This window comes from Blastococcus sp. CT_GayMR19 (assembly GCF_004570385.1).
Lineage (GTDB): Bacteria > Actinomycetota > Actinomycetes > Mycobacteriales > Geodermatophilaceae > Blastococcus_B.
Window position 1 is genome coordinate 230,710 of sequence record NZ_SPQL01000007.1, and the last position, 15,022, is coordinate 245,731.

The following is a 15,022-nucleotide window of genomic DNA, read 5'->3' on the forward strand; positions in this document are numbered from 1 at the left end:
GTGCGCACGGGCGGCGGGAAGAGGGGGTGAAAGCACGCCCGCCCCTGGAAGGACATGAACCCGTGAACTCGATCCGCACGTTCAGCCGCGCTGCCGGAGCTGTCGGCGTCGCCGGCGCGCTGGTCCTCGTCGCAACTCCTGCGGCGGCCGCGGACACCGCGACCGTCTCGGTCCTGCACGCCGTCCCGGACACCCCGGTGGACGTCTACGCCAACGGCGAGCGTCTTCTCGACGACTTCCAGCCGGGCACCCTGACCGACCCGCTGCAGCTGCCCGCCGGCTCCTACGACCTGGCCGTCTTCCCGGCCGACGCCGCTGACGGCTCGGGCACCCCGCTCCTGTCGGCCAACGGGGTCGCGGTGCCCGCCGGCGCCAACGCCACGGTCGTGGCCCACCTGAAGGAGGACGGCACGCCCGTCCTGACGCCCTTCGTGAACGACGTCTCCGCCGTGCCCGCCGGCCAGGCACGGGTCACGGTCCGGCACACCGCCGCGGCCCCGGCCGTCGACGTGCGCGCCGGTGGCACGCCGGTCGCCCCCGGGCTGACCAACCCGAACGAGGCCACGCTGACGGTGCCCGCCGGCACGGTCAGCGCCGACGTCGTCCTCGCCGGGACCAGCACCGTGGCGATCGGCCCGGCCGACCTCGAGCTCGCCGAGGGCACCTCGACGATCGTGTACGCGTGGGGTGCCGCGGACAAGGGCGGCTTCAAGCTCGCCGTCCAGACGATCTCCTCGCACTCCGCACCGTCCGGTGTGCCCGGTGGCACCGCCGGCCTGGTGGACGACGCCGCGCTGCCGATGCCGCTGATGGCGCTGTCGGTCGCCGGTCTGGTCGCGGCCGGTGCCGGCGCGCTCCGGCTCGCCCGCAGCCGCGGCTGACCCGGCTCGGAGCAGGAGACCACCGTGCGACCCGCCGCCGCCACCGCGGTCCTGGGTGTGGCCCTCGCTGTCGGCGTGCCGACGGCGTGGGGCCTGACCCGGCCGCCGGCGTCGGTGGGCGCATCGGTGGAGCAGGTCATCGGAACGGCGACGGCGCCGTCGTCCTCCCCGACGGCGCCGACGTCCCCGGCTCCCGCTCCGTCCACCTCCCGGGCGGTGCCGTCCTCCCCGACGGCGCCGCCCTCCCAGGCCCCGTCCTCCCAGGCCCCGGCGCCGGGGGCCGGCCAGGGGAGCGACACGGCGGAGCCGGCGCCGCTTCCGGCGGGCGGGATCACCGTGAGGGACGCCGCGCCACAGGTGATCCCCGCCGCCGCGCCGGCCCCGGCGCGGCTCACCGTGCCCACCCTGGGCGTCGACGCCGCGGTCGATGCGGTGGGCGTCGAGCCCGACGGGCAGATGACCGTCCCCGCCGAGGTCGAGCGGGTCGGCTGGTACCGCTTCGGCCCGGTTCCGGGCGTCGCCGGCTCGGCCGTGATCGCCGGGCACGTCGACAGCCGGACGCAGGGCCTGGGCGCCATGGCTCCGCTGCGCGAGGCGGCGCCCGGCGACGAGGTGCTGGTCACGGATGCGGTCGGGGGCACGACCCGCTGGCGGGTCGTCGCCCGGGAGCTGATCTCCAAGCAGGTGCTCCCCCTCGACCGGATCTTCTCGCGCGACGGACCGCCGCGGCTGACCCTCATCACCTGCGGCGGACCGTTCCTCCCCGAGTTCGGCAGCTACCGCGACAACGTGGTCGTGGTCGCGGAGCCGGTCCCGTGACCGGGTTGCTTGCCCTCCGGCCAGGCCGGATGGGTAGCGTCGGGCTCGTGGAGCCGGTGCCGACGCAGCGCGTCACCGCCGAACCGGACGACCGGGAGGTCGGCCGCCGGTTCGCGGCGGGTGAGGAGCAGGCGCTGGCGTGGGCCTACGAGCGGTGGGCCGGCCAGGTGCACGGCATGGCGGTGCGGGCCTTCGGGCCGGGGCCGGACGCCGAGGACGTCACCCAGCAGACGTTCATGTCGGCCTGGACCGGACGGGGCGGCTACAACCCGGACAAGGGTCCGCTGCCCGCGTGGCTCGTCGGGGTGTGCCGCCACAAGATCGCCGACACCTGGGCCAAGCGGGACCGGCAACGCAGGGAGACCGAGGCGGCCATGTCGGAAGCGCAGTCGATGCCGGCCGGCCCGGTCACCGCGGGGGTTGACACCGCTGTCGCCGACCGGGTCCTGCTGCTCGACGAGCTGGATCTCCTGGGCCAGCCCCAGCGCGGGATCATCGAGCTGGCCTTCTTCGAGGACCTCACGCACGCGCAGATCGCCGTGCGCACCGGCCTGCCGCTCGGCACGGTGAAATCCCATATCAGGCGCACTCTCGAGCGCCTGCGGAACCGGTTGGAGGTGGACGGTGCAGCACTGCACGCCTGAGCAGCTGGGCCTGGCCGCGCTCCGTGAGCCCTTGCCCGACGCCGATGCCGCGCACCTGGCCGGGTGCGAGCAGTGCCGGGCCGAGGTGGCGTCCCTCCAGCGAGCCGTCGACGCCCTCGCCGTGCCGCAACTGGCCGCCCCCGGGGCGTCCGTTGCGCCGCCGCCCGGTGTCTGGGCGGCCATCGCCGCCGCGACCGGCGTGACCGCCGCTCCGCGGCCCGAGGTCGTCGCCGCCTCGGCGCAGGCGTCGGTGGCCCCGGCTCCTCCCCTGGCCGCAGCGCCTCGGGCCGTCGAGGCTCCGGCCGTCGAGGCTCCGGCCGTCGAGGACCCGGTCGTCGAGCATCCGGCGGCGGCGTCCGGGGGTTCCGTCCTGCCCTTCCGTCCCCGGCGCCGCCCGCTGCTGCTCGTCGCGGCAGCCGCGGTGGCCGGCGCGGCGATCGGCGCCGGTGCGGTCGCGGTGCTGCGCGACGGCGGGACGGAGCCGATCGGGCGCGAGCCGGTGGTGGACACCGTCGCCGCGGTCGCGCTGGACCCGCTGGCCGACAACGACGCATCCGGGCGCGCGTCGGTCATCGAGCGGACCGACGGCACACGGGCGCTGGAGGTCGAGTTGCGGGCCGGCGACCTCGACGACCGGTACTACGAGGTCTGGCTGATCGACGAGGCCGTCCAGGACATGGTGTCGGTGGGCGTCGCGCGGTCGGGCACGGTGACCTTCGAGCTGCCGGTAGGCCTCGATCTCGGCCGGTTCCCGATCGTCGACGTCTCGGTGGAGCCGGTGGACGGCGACCCGGCGCACTCGGGCGTCTCGGTCGCCCGCGGGGTGCTGGACACCTGAGTGCCCGACGCCGAGGTGGCGGGCTCGCCTAGCGTGCTCCCGTGATCTCCCCCCTGCCGCACGAGGACCTGGGCGCCGCCTGGCGCAAGGCCCGCCCCCGCCCGGCCGGCCGGCATCTCGACAGCGCCGCCTCCAGCCGGCAGAGCTCCCGTGCCCTGGAGGCGGCGGCGCACCACGCCCGGCACGAGGCCGAGCTCGGCGGCTACGTCGCCGAGGCGGCCGCCGACGACCTGCTCCAGCAGGGCCGGTCGGTCCTCGGCGGGCTGGTCGGGATGGCCGCGGCCGATGTCGCCTTCGTCGAGTCCGCGCAGGCGGCGCTGGTCGCGCTGCTCACCGGGTGGCGCCTGCCGTCCGGCTCGCGGGTGGCCTGCCTGCCCGGCGAGTACGCACCGAACGTCGCGCAGCTGCGCACCTACGGCCTGCGGCCCCAGCCCCTGCCGGTGGACGGCCTCGGGCGCGCGGACCTGGAGGGGATCGCCCGGCTGCTCGCCGAGGACCCGCCGTCCTTCGTGCACCTGACCCACATCGGCAGCCACCGCGGCCTGCTGCAGCCGGCCCACGAGGTGGCCTCGCTCTGCCGGGACGCGGGCGTTCCCCTGGTGCTGGACGCCGCCCAGTCCCTGGGCCATGTGGACGTCGACCTCGGTGCCGACGTCGTCTACGGCACCTCCCGCAAGTGGCTGTCCGGGCCGCGCGGGGTGGGGATGCTGTTCGTGGGGCCGGCTCTCGCGGCGCAGCTGACGCCGGTGCTGCCGGAGCCGGAGGGCGAGCCGCCAATGCGGGCCTTCGAGTCGGGCGAGGCGCACGTGGCCGGTCGCGTCGGTCTCGTCGTGGCCGTCGGCGACCACCTCGCCGCCGGGCCGGACCGGGTACGGGAGCGGCTCGCGGCGCTGGGCCGGGTCACGCGGGAGCTGCTCGACGGCGTGGGCGGCTGGCGGGTCGTCGAACCGGTCGACGAGCCCACCGCGACCACCACGCTGCGGCCACCGGGCGGCCTGGACGTCGTCGAGACGCGGACCCGGCTGCTGGTGGAGCACGGGATCGTCACCAGCGCGATCGGGCCGGAGCGGGCGCCCGGCGAGATGACCGGTCCGGTCCTGCGGATCTCGCCGCACCTCGACGCCACGGTCGACGATCTGGCGGCCCTCGCCGCCGCCCTCTGACGCCCCCTCCGCTCTCGGTACCGAAAGCCCGCGAATCCGCTTTCGGTACCGAAAGCGCGGGGGATCAGCCGAGCAGCGGGCGGGTGTTCAGGTCGATCATCCGGTCGTAGGCGGTCTGCCGGGCAGCGCTGAACCGCTCGTGCCACAGCGGGGCGCCGTCCGGGATGCGGTCGACGACGGACTCCCCGAGGACGCGCTCCTGGCCCGGGCCCAGTCGCGCCACCCGCCGGACGGTCACCACGGTCACGCCCGCCTCGGTGTGGTGGCCGTCCTCCCACTGCGCGCGGGCCTCCGCGGCCGCCCACCGGCCGGCGACGCGGGCCCGGTAGGCGGCGAAGGCCAGCACCAGGAGCAGGACCAGCAGCAGGACGGCGCCGAGCGCGAGCGGACGCACGGCGCTACGGCCCCGCGACCGTGAAGCCGGTGCCCGGGGCGTACGTGGTGAGCCCGTCGGGCAGCGACTTGAGGATGTCCATCTGTGCGCAGGTCGGGCAGGCGTTGTAGCCGCTCTGACGGGCGGCGTTGGCCTCGGCGTCGATCTGGGCCCGCTGCAGCGCGGCCTGCGACTCGGTGACGCCCGCGAAGGCGGCCTGCGCCTGGTTGATCGCGTCCTGGACGTTCGCGGGAAGCTCCACCCGGCTGAGCACGAACCGTGGGTTGATGAGGACCGGCATGCCGAGGACCTCGTCGACGTCGTCGGTGAAGGCCGCGTTCACCGCCGCCTGCACCCGGTTGATCGTCTGGTTGCCGTCGGCGGTCGGGTCGACCACCGGCACGGCCCGGGCCGTCGGGTTGGCCGCGAGCGAGCAGGACGCCACCAGGTCGGCGCACTCGACGTCGCCGATCTCCTGGCGGAGCACGTTCTGCACGAGGTTGCCGAGGGTGAACTCGAGGAAGGCACTCCAGCCGGCGTCCCCGTCCCAGGCGTACCGGGAGTCCCCGCCCGGCACCGGATAGCTCCGCGTCCCGAAGCGGTCGTCGAAGGCGCTCATGACCTTCTCGTCGGTGTAGTTGACGTCGAAGTAGAAGGTGCCCTCCACGCCCACGAGGACGCCGTCCTTGGTGGGGACGTTGATGACCTCGTTGGAGTCGGCGTTCTCGGCGGCGCTGACCTTGAAGTTGCGCTGCGTCGAGGGGTAAGGGTGGTCGGTCGAGAACAGCCCGGTCGAGGTCAGGCTGGAGTTCGGCTGGATGACCTGCCGGATGCTGTTGTCGTCGAACGGCCCGCCGTTGCGCACGACGATCACGTGCCCGCCGTCGGCCTTCGTGAAGCCGGAGAGGAACGCGAACCCCGGAACGACGGCCACCAGGAGAACGGTGAGCGAGACCACGGCCCCGACCAGGATCCGGGATCCCCGGACAGGGCGCGGCAGGGTCAAGGGCACAGCTGTTCTCCTCGGTCGGACGGGCGGGGGCGGAGCGGAACTCTAGGGCTCTGCGGCCCGCGCCCGGCCCGATCCGAGGAAGGACACTCCGATCGGGGGATCTGGTCGGTTCCGCAACCCCCGGGGGTCAGTCGAGTGCCGCCTGCATCCGCTCGGAGACCCGGTGGTGGACGGCCAGCTGCTCGTCCAGACCGGCGTGCACGGGGACGCCGTCCTCCACCACGAGCCGCCCGCCGACGACGGTGTGCCGGGCGGACACCGGCCCGCAGCGCAGCCATGCCTCGACGGGATCCGACAGCGCCCCGGCGAAGCGGACGCCGTCCTGCGGCCACACCGCCAGGTCACCGCAGGCGCCGACGGACAGCTGACCGATCTCGCCGGTCCGGCCGAGGCACGCGGCGCCGCCCCGGGTGGCCAGCTCGAGCGCGTCGCGCGCCGACATCGAGCCGGCACCGTGGCGGAGCTTGCCCTGCAGCATCGCCATCCGGGCCTCCAGCCACAGCGACGCGGAGTCCGCCGAGGCCGAGCCGTCCACCCCCAGCCCGACCGGCGCCCCGGCGGCCCGTAGCTCGGCGACCGGCGCCAGCCCGCTGCCCAGGATCATGTTGGACGACGGGCAGTGCGCCGCGCCCACCCGCGCGGCGCCCAGGCGGGTCACCTCGCCGGGGTCCGGCCAGACGACGTGGGCCAGCCACACCCGGTCGCTCATCCAGCCGACGTCGGCGAGGTAGTCGACCGGCCGCCGCCCGAACGTCGCCAGGCAGAAGGCGTCCTCGTCCTGCGTCTCGCACAGGTGGGTGTGCAGGCGGACGTCGAGGTCCTCGGCCAGCTCGGCGGTGCGGGTCATCAGCGAGGTGGAGACGCTGAAGGGGGAGCAGGGCGCGAGCGCGATGCGGGTCATCGACAGCGGCCCGCGGTCGTGGTGCGCGTCGACCTGCCGCTGCGACTCGGCCAGGATCTCGTCGTCGTCCTGGACGACGGAGTCGGGCGGCAGGCCGCCGTCCTTGACCGACAGCGACATCGAGCCGCGGGTCGGATGGAACCGCATGCCCAGGTCCCGCGCGGCCGCGATCTCGGCCCCGAGCAGGTCGCCGGCGCCGCGGGGGTGCACGTAGAGGTGGTCCGTGGAGGTGGTGCAGCCGCCCAGCGCGAGCTCGGTGAGCCCGACGTACGCGCTGACGTAGGCGGCCTCCTCGTCCAGCCGGGCCCAGAGCGGGTAGAGCGTGACCAGCCAGTCGAAGAGCCCGCCGGTCAGCGCCGGGGCGAACGCCCTGGTCAGGTTCTGGTACAGGTGGTGATGGGTGTTGACCAGCCCCGGGGTGACCAGGCAGCCGCGGGCGTCGACGGTGCGGTCGGCCGCCGGCCGCGGGTCCCCCGGGCCGCCGAGCGCGCTGATCGCGCCCCCGGTCACCGCCACCCATCCGCCGGGGATCTCCCGGCGGGCGTCGTCGACGGTGGCGACGAGGTCGGCGTCGCTGATCAGCAGGTCGGCGCGGTTCTCCACCCCGCGCATCTTGCCGGGCCCGGCGACGGCTCCGCTCAACCCCGCGGCTGCCGCTCCACCCGGACGTCGAACTCCGCCTCGTCCCCGGTCACCGACGTCACGGTCACCGTTGCCGCATACCCCGTCGAGTCGCCCTCGGCGGTCGCGGTGCACCGCCCCTGTGCGCCGACCTCTGCCTCGACGTCCTCGAGACACGTCACCTCCGGCCGGAACCCCAGGCGGGCCTCCAGCGCGTCCGCCACGGCGTCGGCGAGCCTCTCCGCGGGCAGCGGGCTGGCGCACGCGGCCAGGCCCAAGACGAGCGGGCCGCCGAGGAGCAGGCGGACGGCGACCAGCCGGGCGGCTGCCCGCCGCCGGCTCAGACCCGGTCCCCGTCGAGGAGCCGGTCCCCGCCGAGGAGCCGGTTCCCGTCGAGGAGCCGGCGCACGGCCGGGGGGAGGTCGCCGGTCAGCGGCCGGGCGCCGACGAGGCGTCCGGCCTCGTCCGGGGGAACGCCGGCAGAGCCGAGCACCTCGAGCGCCTGGACTTCGGGCAGCGCGTCGAACCAGCGGCGTCCCAGGGCCGACCGCCCGGCCGCCGTCGGCCGTCCCCACAGCCGCAGCCGGGCCATCCCCCCGTCGGGGAAGACGTCGAGGCGCACCCGTTCCACGCCCGGGGCGGACGCCAGCACGAAGCGGTGCCGGGTGTCGGGCTGGAGCCGGGTGCGCGGCAGCAGCGGCACCACCTCGCCGGCCGGTCCGATCCCGGTCAGGGCGGCGCTGCCGGGGGCGTTGCCGAGGAACCAGCTGGTGTCGAGCTCGGCGAGGGTGACGACGCCTTCGCAGGCCAGCGACACCTCCACCCAGTCATTGCCCTGGTCGCGGCGGCGGGCGGTCTCCCAGCCCTCCCCCATCGAGCGGGCGAGCCCGCGGCCGATCAGCTGGTCCGGCCGCCCGTAGAACTCGTTGCTCACGGCCGTCACCTGGGCGCCGTTCTCGAGCGCTGCGAGGTCGAACGGCCCGGCGTCCACCAGCCGCGGATCGGGCACGACCGTGCCGTGCACCCGCAGCCGGGCGACGCCGCCGTCCGGGTGGATGGCGAGCCGTACGTGGGTCACCCGCCGGTCGGAGGTGACGGCGAAGGCGTTGGCCGTGCCACCGGCCAGGTCCGACAGCGGCAGCAGCGGTTGCCAGTCGGCCTTGAGCAGCTCGTCGACCGACGGGTGCCCCTCGACCGCGGCGCCGTCGAGCGAGGCGCGCGGCGGGTAGTTGCCGGTGAAGAATGCGGTGTCGACGACGACGCCGGCGACGATGCCGGGCGCACCGAGCCGGACGACGGCCCAGTCGGAGCCGGGGGACCGGCGGCGGCGGGTCTCCCAGCCGTCGTACTCCTTGCCCTTGTGCCCGAACTCCGTGCGCGCGACCGGCGGCTCCGGCAGCACGAGGTTCTCCTTCGCCGCGAAGAACTCGTCGTTCGCGGCGACGACGGCCCCGCCGAGGGCGCGCGAGGCGAGGTCGGGCAGTCGGGTGACGTCGCTCATCGGGCTCCTCGGGTGGTCGGCGGCGATCACTCTGGCATGCCGCGGCCCATCAGCCGCCCGATCGGCGACCCGTCGGCGAGCTGCCCCCGCAGCCAGGTCCGGCGGACCACCCCGGTGAGCTCGCGGCCCGCGTACGGCGTGACCGGGTTCCGGTGGTGCAGGCGGCCGACGGTGAACCGCTCGTCGGGCGCGAACGCGACCAGATCGGCATCCCGCCCCACCGCGATCGCGCCCTTGCGCGGCAGGCCGGCGAGCCGGGCGGGCGCCTCCGCCATCCAGCGGACGACGTCGGTCAGCGCCGCTCCCCGGTCGCGGGCGCCGGTCCACACCGCCGGGAGAGCAACCTGCAGCGAGGCGATCCCGCCCCAGGCCAGCCCGAAGTCGCCGACGTCGAGCCGCTTGAGCTCGGGGGTGCAGGGCGAGTGGTCGCTGACGACGAGGTCGATGTCCCTGTCCCGCAGCGCCGCCCAGAGCGCCTCCCGGTGCGTGGCCTCGCGTATCGGCGGGCAGCACTTGAACGCCGTCGCGCCGTCGGGCACCTGCTCCGCGGCGAAGGTGAGGTAGTGCGGGCACGTCTCGACGGTGATGCGCACACCCTCGGCGCGGGCACGGCGCAGCATCGGCAGGGCGTCACCGTCGGCGAGGTGCACGACGTGGGCCCGAGCCCCCGTCGCCCGGGCCGCTGCGATCAGGCCGCCGATGGCCGTCTCCTCCGCCGCTCCGGGTCGCGAGGCGAGGAAGCCGGCGTAGTCGGGGCCGCCCGCCTCGGGCGCCGCGGCGATGACGTCGGCATCCTCCGCGTGGGCGATGAGCAGGCCCTCGAAGGTGGCGAGCTCGGTGAGCGCCGCCCGGAGCCCGGCCGGGTCCAGGGGCGGGAACTCCGGCACCCCCGAGTCGAGCAGGAAGCACTTGAAGCCGACGACGCCGGCCTCGTGCAGCGCGCGCAGCTGGTCCACGTTGCCGGGCACGGCGCCGCCCCAGAACGCGACATCTGCGGCGACCTGGCCTTTCGCGGCCGAGCGTTTCACGTGCAACGCATCGACGGTCGTGGTCGGCGGGATCGAGTTGAGGGGCATGTCGACGATCGCGGTGACCCCGCCCGCGACCGCCGCCCGGGTGGCGCTGGCGAAGCCCTCCCACTCGGTGCGCCCGGGCTCGTTGACGTGCACGTGGCTGTCGACCAGTCCCGGCAGGAGCACCTCGTCGTCCGCGAGGGTGACCGCGGCGGCGGGCGCGTCGTCGAAGGCGGTGACCGCGGTGATCCGGCCGTCCTCGCTGTGCACGGCGGCGGCCCGCTCGCCCTCGGGCAGCACCACGCGCCGTGCCCGGACGACGAGACTCATGCCGTCACCCTGGCACCCGGGTCCGTCAGCGACTCGACGGCCGCCACCACCCGGTGCAGTTCCGCGCCCCACGCCGTCGTGACCCAGCCCCCGGGCAGTGGCAGCCGGACGGCGTCCTCTCCCGTTCCGACCCCTGACTCGCCGTCACCGAGGTGCACCGTGGTCGCATAGGCCCGGGGGGCCACCGGCGGCAGCCAGGCCGCCGCACCCGGGCCGAGACCGACCGTCGTGTGCAGCAGCGGGCGGCTGGCCCGCTCGATCCGGGTGGTGCCGGTCCAGCGGCCCGGCTGCTCACCGGTCCGGCCGAGCAGGACCTGCTCGGTCGCGGTGAGGACGGCGCCGTCGGCGAGCTCGGCTGTCAGCACGGCCACGTGGTGCGCGCGGGCGGCGACGACGGTGGGCTCGAGGCCCACGTCCAGCGCACCCGCGACCGAGGCGTGGATCCGCTGGACCGAGGGCAGCGGTTCCCCCCGTGCCGGGAGCGCGATGGCGGCGGCCACCGACCGCACGGTCAGGACCGCGCCGTCCTCCACGACCAGGGAGACCTCGACGTCGTCGCCACCGAGCGGCCCGAATGCGGTGGCGACCAGGTGGACCGTCGACGGACCCGTCCGGCGGACGGCGAGCTGGCCGCTCGCCCGCACGACGGGCAGCACCGTCCGACCCCCGGGGCCGGCCCGGGCGACCACCTCGACGACGGTCTTCATGCCGGCTGCACCGTCCGGGCCCGGATCTGTTCACGGACCCACTCGGCCACCGACGCGGCCGACGGGTCCTCCCGCAGGGAGATCAGGTGCGTCGGCCTGCCGTTGCGGACGGCTGCGGAGTCCCGGCGCATGACCTCGAGGTCCGCCCCCACCATCGGCGCCAGGTCGGTCTTGTTGACCACCAGCAGGTCGGCGGCGGTCACCCCGGGCCCGCCCTTGCGCGGCACCTTGTCGCCCCCGGCGACGTCGATGACGAACACCTGCACGTCGACCAGCCCGTAGCTGAACGACGCGGTGAGGTTGTCCCCGCCGGACTCGACGAGGACCAGCTCCAGCCCGGGATGCCGGCTCTCCAGCAGCTCGACGGCGTCGAGGTTGGCGGTGATGTCGTCGCGGATCGCGGTGTGCGGGCAGCAGCCGGTCTGCACGGCCTCGATCCGGTCGTCGGGCAGGACGGCGTTGCGACGGAGGAAGTCGGCGTCCTCGGTCGTGTAGATGTCGTTGGTGACCACCGCGAGGTCGTACTCCGCGCCGAGCGTCCGGCAGAGCGCCGCGGCCAGCGCCGTCTTGCCCGAGCCCACCGGACCCCCGAGCCCGACCCGGAGCGGTCCCCCGTGCCGGTGTCGAGCGGGCGCGTCCACATAGTCGTCGAGGTTGTGGTCAGGAGGCAAAGAAGCGGTCCTTCCGTGCGGCGTGGACCTCGGCGAGCAGGTCGAGGAGCGGGTCGGAGGCAGCCGGTATCCGGCCGACATCGCCGTTCTGGCCGGTGGTGGAGGCGGCGACCCGGTCGATCTCGGGGGCCAACCGGGCGGTCAGCGCGGCGACGGTCAGGGGGTCCATGGCGAGCAGGCGCTGGGCCGCCGTCGCCGGCCCGCTGACGCTCAGGTAGGCGGCGGCCTGCGCCGCGTCGCATGGGGCGAGACCGCCGGCCGCGGCGGCGACACCGAGTGCGATCGCATGGTGGGGGAGTGCGGGCAGCGCGTCCCAGGTGTCCGAGGGCCAGGCGCGCCTGCCCACGCGCACCAGGCCGCGCCCCTGCTGCCGCGACGACGCCCGGAGCGCCGGTGAGGGAGTGCGGGCGTCGGCCTCCACGTCCAGTCCGTCCAGGCCGGCCGCGTCCGCACCCCAGGCCGCGGCCGCGAGCCCGGCGGCCACCGCCCCGGAGGTCGCCAACCTGCGGCGCAGGAACGTGCCGAGCGACGCCGGGTCGTGCACGATCCCGGCCGCGATCGCCTGTTCCACGCCGCCGGAGTGCGCGTGACCGCCGGCCGGCAGCCGCGCGTCCGCCAGGGTGAGCAGCGCTGCGGTCATCAGAAGAGGAAGTACCGCTGGGCCATGGGCAGTTCCCGCACCGGCTCCGGCTCCCAGACCTCGCCGTCCACCGACACCGTGAAGGTGTCCGGGTCGACGCGGATGTCGGGCAGCGCGGTGTTCTCCGGCATGTCGGCCTTGGTCAGCCGGGTGGTGTCGGTGACCGCGAGGAGCCGCCGGTCGACGGCCAGCCGGTCGGCGAGCCCGGCCTCGAGGGCGGCCGGCGCCACGAAGTGCACCGACGTTCTCGCCGGGACCCGGCCGTAGGCGCCGAACATCGGGCGCGGGAGCACCGGCTGCGGGGTGGGGATCGAGGCGTTGGCGTCCCCCATCTGCGCCCAGGCGATCATCCCGCCCTTGAGGACGACGTGCGGCCGGACGCCGAACGTCTTCGGGTCCCAGAGCACCAGGTCGGCCAGCTTCCCGGGCTCGACCGAGCCGACCTCGCCGTCGATCCCGTGGGCGACGGCGGGGCAGATCGTGTACTTGGCGACGTACCGGCGGGCGCGGGCGTTGTCCGCGGCGCCGTCACCCCCCAGCGACCCGCGCTTGGCCTTCATCACGTGCGCCGTCTGCCAGGTGCGCAGGACCACCTCGCCGACCCGCCCCATCGCCTGGGCGTCGGACCCGATCATCGAGATGGCCCCGAGGTCGTGCAGCAGGTCCTCGGCAGCGATCGTCGTCGGGCGGATCCGGCTCTCGGCGAACGCCAGGTCCTCCGGCACGGAGGAGTCCAGGTGGTGGCAGACCATGAGCATGTCGAGGTGCTCGTCCAGCGTGTTCACCGTGTGCGGCCGGGTCGGATTGGTGCTCGACGGCAGCACGTTCGGGTGCCCGGCGACCGTGATGATGTCCGGTGCGTGACCGCCCCCGGCGCCCTCGGTGTGGTACGCGTGGATGCTCCGCCCGGCGATGGCCGCGAGGGTGTCCTCGACGAAGCCGGCCTCGTTGAGGGTGTCGCTGTGCAGCGCGACCGGCACGCCCTGCTCCCCGGCCACCGTCAGCGCGGCGTCGATCGCGGCCGGAGTGGAGCCCCAGTCCTCGTGCAGCTTGAACCCGCTCGCGCCCGCCTTCAGCTGCTCCTCGAGCGAGGCCCGCGACACCGTGTTGCCCTTGCCCAGCAGGGCGACGTTGACCGGCAGCGGGTCCATCGCCTCGAGCATCCGGGCGAGGTACCAGTCGCCCGGCGTGATCGTGGTGGCCTTCGACCCCTCGGCGGGCCCGGTTCCCCCGCCGATCAGCGTCGTGACGCCCGAGCCCAGCGCCGTGGGGACGATCTGCGGGCAGATGAAGTGCACGTGGCAGTCGATGCCGCCCGCGGTCAGGATCTTCCCGTTGCCGGCCAGCACCTCGGTACCGGGCCCGATGACCAGATCCGGATGGACGCCGTCCATGGTGTCGGGGTTGCCGGCCTTGCCCAGCGCGACGATCCGGCCGTCGCGGACGCCGACGTCGGCCTTGACGACACCCCAGTGGTCGAGGACTACGGCGCCGGTGATGACCAGGTCCGGGGCGCCCTCGGCCCGGGTCGCCCGGCCCTGGCCCATCGACTCGCGGATCACCTTGCCGCCGCCGAACACCGCCTCCTCGCCGGCCCGCCCGGGCCCGCCGGAGAGGTCGTCGGTGACCTCGATCAGCAGGTTCGTGTCGGCCAGCCGGATGCGGTCATCCGTCGTCGGCCCGTAGAGCTGGGCGTACCGCGCACGGCTGAGCTGGACCATCAGGACAGTCCCCCGTCGGCAGTCAGGCCCGGAACCAGACGGGCGCCGGCCAGCGGAACGAGCGTGACCGTCCGCGTGATGCCGGGCTCGAAGCGGACCGCGGTACCCGCCGCGATGTCGAGCCGGTGACCGTGCGCGGCCTCGCGATCGAAGCGCAGCGCGCGGTTCGTCTGGGCGAAGTGGAAGTGCGAGCCGACCTGCACCGGCCGGTCGCCGGAGTTGGTCACCTCGAGCTCGATCCGCGGCGCCCCGGGCAGCGTCTCGATGACGCCGTCCGCCGGGAACACCTCGCCCGGGATCACGGGATGGGGTGGTGAACGGTCACCAGCTTGGTCCCGTCGGGGAAGGTCGCCTCCACCTGCACCTCCTCCAGCAGCTCGGGGACGCCGTCCATGACGTCGTCCCGGGTGAGGACCGTGCGCCCCGACTGCATGAGCTCGGCCACCGGGACGCCGTCCCGCGCCCCTTCGAGCACGTGGTCGGTCACGATCGCGGTCGCCTCCGGGAGGTTCAGCCGGAGACCGCGCGCACGTCGGCGGCGGGCCAGTTCGGCCGCGTAGGAGAGCAGCAGCCGTTCCTGCTCGTGCGGGGACAGGTGCACAGCGAGCGGACCTCCGGTACCTCGGCGGAGCCCGGACGCTAACCCCGGCGTGTGACAGCTCTGTTGCCGGCCCCGTGGCAGAGGGCTTGCGCGTACCGAACCGATCTGCTGGCCGTCCTGTTCGGCTGGCTCGGCTCTTGGGCCGCCGTCTGGAGCTGGCTCACGGAGCAGTCCCTGATCACGCTGGCCGTCGGACTGCCGGTAGCCCGGGCGGTCGCCTTCGCGGCCTTCTCCTACGCCGACATCCGACGCGTCGTCCTCTGACTCCTGGCGCGCAACGCCGCAGCGCCTGCCGTGATCCGTCACGTGACGGATCACGGCACCCCCGCCACCCCGTGCACCCAAGACCGCTTTCGGTACCGCAAGCGAGAGGACCTTCCGCGCGGAAGGTCCCGCCGGAAGGCCCGGGGTGGGCATGCCGGAAGGGGCCCCAGCACAGTGTGCTGGGGCCCCTTCGGGAATGGTTGTCCGGCGGTGTCCTACTCTCCCACCCCGTCTCCAGGGCAGTACCATCGGCGCTGAGAGGCTTAGCTTCCGGGTTCGGAATGGGACCGGGCGTTTCCCTCTCGCCATGACCGCCGTAACT

At 74.9% G+C, this 15,022-nt stretch carries 18 protein-coding genes and 1 rRNA gene; 6 read left to right on the forward strand and 13 right to left on the reverse strand.

Features of this window, described 5'->3' with window-relative positions:
* Positions 1-62: 62 nt before the first annotated feature.
* Genes E4P39_RS12175 through egtE form a run of 5 tightly spaced genes read left to right on the forward strand, consistent with a single transcriptional unit; the run spans position 63 to position 4,345 of the window.
* Positions 63-881, forward strand: coding sequence for a DUF4397 domain-containing protein (locus E4P39_RS12175; RefSeq protein ID WP_135136834.1), 819 nt, complete (start codon positions 63-65; stop codon positions 879-881).
* 24 nt (positions 882-905) lie between these two features.
* Positions 906-1,700, forward strand: coding sequence for a class F sortase (locus E4P39_RS12180; protein ID WP_135136835.1), 795 nt, complete (start codon positions 906-908; stop codon positions 1,698-1,700).
* Positions 1,701-1,747: 47 nt separating this feature from the next.
* Entirely contained in the window at positions 1,748-2,344 is a 597-nt protein-coding gene (locus E4P39_RS12185) for a sigma-70 family RNA polymerase sigma factor (protein ID WP_245159791.1), read from the forward strand.
* On the forward strand, positions 2,325-3,182 hold the full coding sequence (locus E4P39_RS12190; protein ID WP_135136837.1) for an anti-sigma factor: 858 nt from the start codon (positions 2,325-2,327) through the stop codon (positions 3,180-3,182). The genes E4P39_RS12185 and E4P39_RS12190 overlap by 20 nt, the downstream gene beginning before the upstream one ends.
* A 41-nt stretch (positions 3,183-3,223) precedes the next feature.
* Entirely contained in the window at positions 3,224-4,345 is a 1,122-nt protein-coding gene (egtE, locus tag E4P39_RS12195; protein ID WP_245159792.1) for an ergothioneine biosynthesis PLP-dependent enzyme EgtE, read from the forward strand.
* A 64-nt stretch (positions 4,346-4,409) separates the two neighbouring features.
* Here egtE and E4P39_RS12200 read toward each other — a convergent pair whose 3' ends face one another.
* The 12 genes from E4P39_RS12200 to E4P39_RS12255 all read right to left on the reverse strand — a co-directional run bounded on the left by E4P39_RS12200 (position 4,410) and on the right by E4P39_RS12255 (position 14,436).
* Positions 4,410-4,739: a hypothetical protein gene (locus E4P39_RS12200; RefSeq protein WP_135136838.1), complete on the reverse strand. Its 330-nt coding sequence runs from the start codon at positions 4,737-4,739 to the stop codon at positions 4,410-4,412.
* 4 nt (positions 4,740-4,743) lie between these two features.
* The gene (locus E4P39_RS12205; protein WP_209306502.1) at positions 4,744-5,730 is read right to left on the reverse strand and encodes an SPFH domain-containing protein; all 987 of its coding nucleotides are present in this window, start codon (positions 5,728-5,730) and stop codon (positions 4,744-4,746) included.
* Positions 5,731-5,857: 127 nt separating this feature from the next.
* Complete coding sequence (locus E4P39_RS12210) at positions 5,858-7,273, reverse strand: 8-oxoguanine deaminase (protein ID WP_245159793.1); 1,416 nt, start codon at positions 7,271-7,273, stop codon at positions 5,858-5,860.
* On the reverse strand, positions 7,270-7,530 hold the full coding sequence (locus E4P39_RS22345) for a DUF4333 domain-containing protein (RefSeq protein WP_167761814.1): 261 nt from the start codon (positions 7,528-7,530) through the stop codon (positions 7,270-7,272). Before E4P39_RS22345 ends, E4P39_RS12210 begins: the two co-directional genes overlap by 4 nt.
* Positions 7,531-7,592: 62 nt before the next feature.
* Positions 7,593-8,753: an allantoicase gene (gene alc / locus E4P39_RS12220; RefSeq protein ID WP_135136840.1), complete on the reverse strand. Its 1,161-nt coding sequence runs from the start codon at positions 8,751-8,753 to the stop codon at positions 7,593-7,595.
* Positions 8,754-8,779: 26 nt separating this feature from the next.
* Positions 8,780-10,096: an allantoinase AllB gene (gene allB / locus E4P39_RS12225; protein WP_135136841.1), complete on the reverse strand. Its 1,317-nt coding sequence runs from the start codon at positions 10,094-10,096 to the stop codon at positions 8,780-8,782.
* A complete protein-coding gene (locus E4P39_RS12230) occupies positions 10,093-10,803 on the reverse strand; it encodes an urease accessory protein UreD (protein WP_135136842.1) in 711 nt (236 codons plus the stop codon). The genes allB and E4P39_RS12230 overlap by 4 nt, the downstream gene beginning before the upstream one ends.
* On the reverse strand, positions 10,800-11,474 hold the full coding sequence (gene ureG / locus E4P39_RS12235) for an urease accessory protein UreG (protein ID WP_135136843.1): 675 nt from the start codon (positions 11,472-11,474) through the stop codon (positions 10,800-10,802). The genes E4P39_RS12230 and ureG overlap by 4 nt, the downstream gene beginning before the upstream one ends.
* The gene (locus tag E4P39_RS12240) at positions 11,464-12,114 is read right to left on the reverse strand and encodes an urease accessory UreF family protein (protein ID WP_135136844.1); all 651 of its coding nucleotides are present in this window, start codon (positions 12,112-12,114) and stop codon (positions 11,464-11,466) included. Before E4P39_RS12240 ends, ureG begins: the two co-directional genes overlap by 11 nt.
* Positions 12,114-13,835 (reverse strand): urease subunit alpha, encoded by a 1,722-nt coding sequence (locus tag E4P39_RS12245; RefSeq protein WP_135136845.1) that lies wholly within the window; start codon positions 13,833-13,835, stop codon positions 12,114-12,116. The genes E4P39_RS12240 and E4P39_RS12245 overlap by 1 nt, the downstream gene beginning before the upstream one ends.
* Positions 13,835-14,134: an urease subunit beta gene (locus E4P39_RS12250; protein WP_348633815.1), complete on the reverse strand. Its 300-nt coding sequence runs from the start codon at positions 14,132-14,134 to the stop codon at positions 13,835-13,837. The genes E4P39_RS12245 and E4P39_RS12250 overlap by 1 nt, the downstream gene beginning before the upstream one ends.
* Positions 14,134-14,436 carry an urease subunit gamma gene (locus E4P39_RS12255; protein ID WP_135136847.1) on the reverse strand — a complete coding sequence of 101 codons (303 nt, stop codon included), beginning with the start codon at positions 14,434-14,436 and terminating at the stop codon, positions 14,134-14,136. The genes E4P39_RS12250 and E4P39_RS12255 overlap by 1 nt, the downstream gene beginning before the upstream one ends.
* Positions 14,437-14,487: 51 nt before the next feature.
* On the opposite strand from E4P39_RS12255, the gene E4P39_RS12260 reads away from it, so the two are divergent.
* Positions 14,488-14,700 (forward strand): hypothetical protein, encoded by a 213-nt coding sequence (locus E4P39_RS12260; protein WP_135136848.1) that lies wholly within the window; start codon positions 14,488-14,490, stop codon positions 14,698-14,700.
* A gap of 202 nt (positions 14,701-14,902) precedes the next feature.
* On the opposite strand, the gene rrf is transcribed toward E4P39_RS12260, so the two are convergent.
* Positions 14,903-15,019: ribosomal RNA gene (gene rrf, locus E4P39_RS12265) — 5S ribosomal RNA — on the reverse strand.
* Between the last annotated feature and the right edge of the window lie 3 nt (positions 15,020-15,022).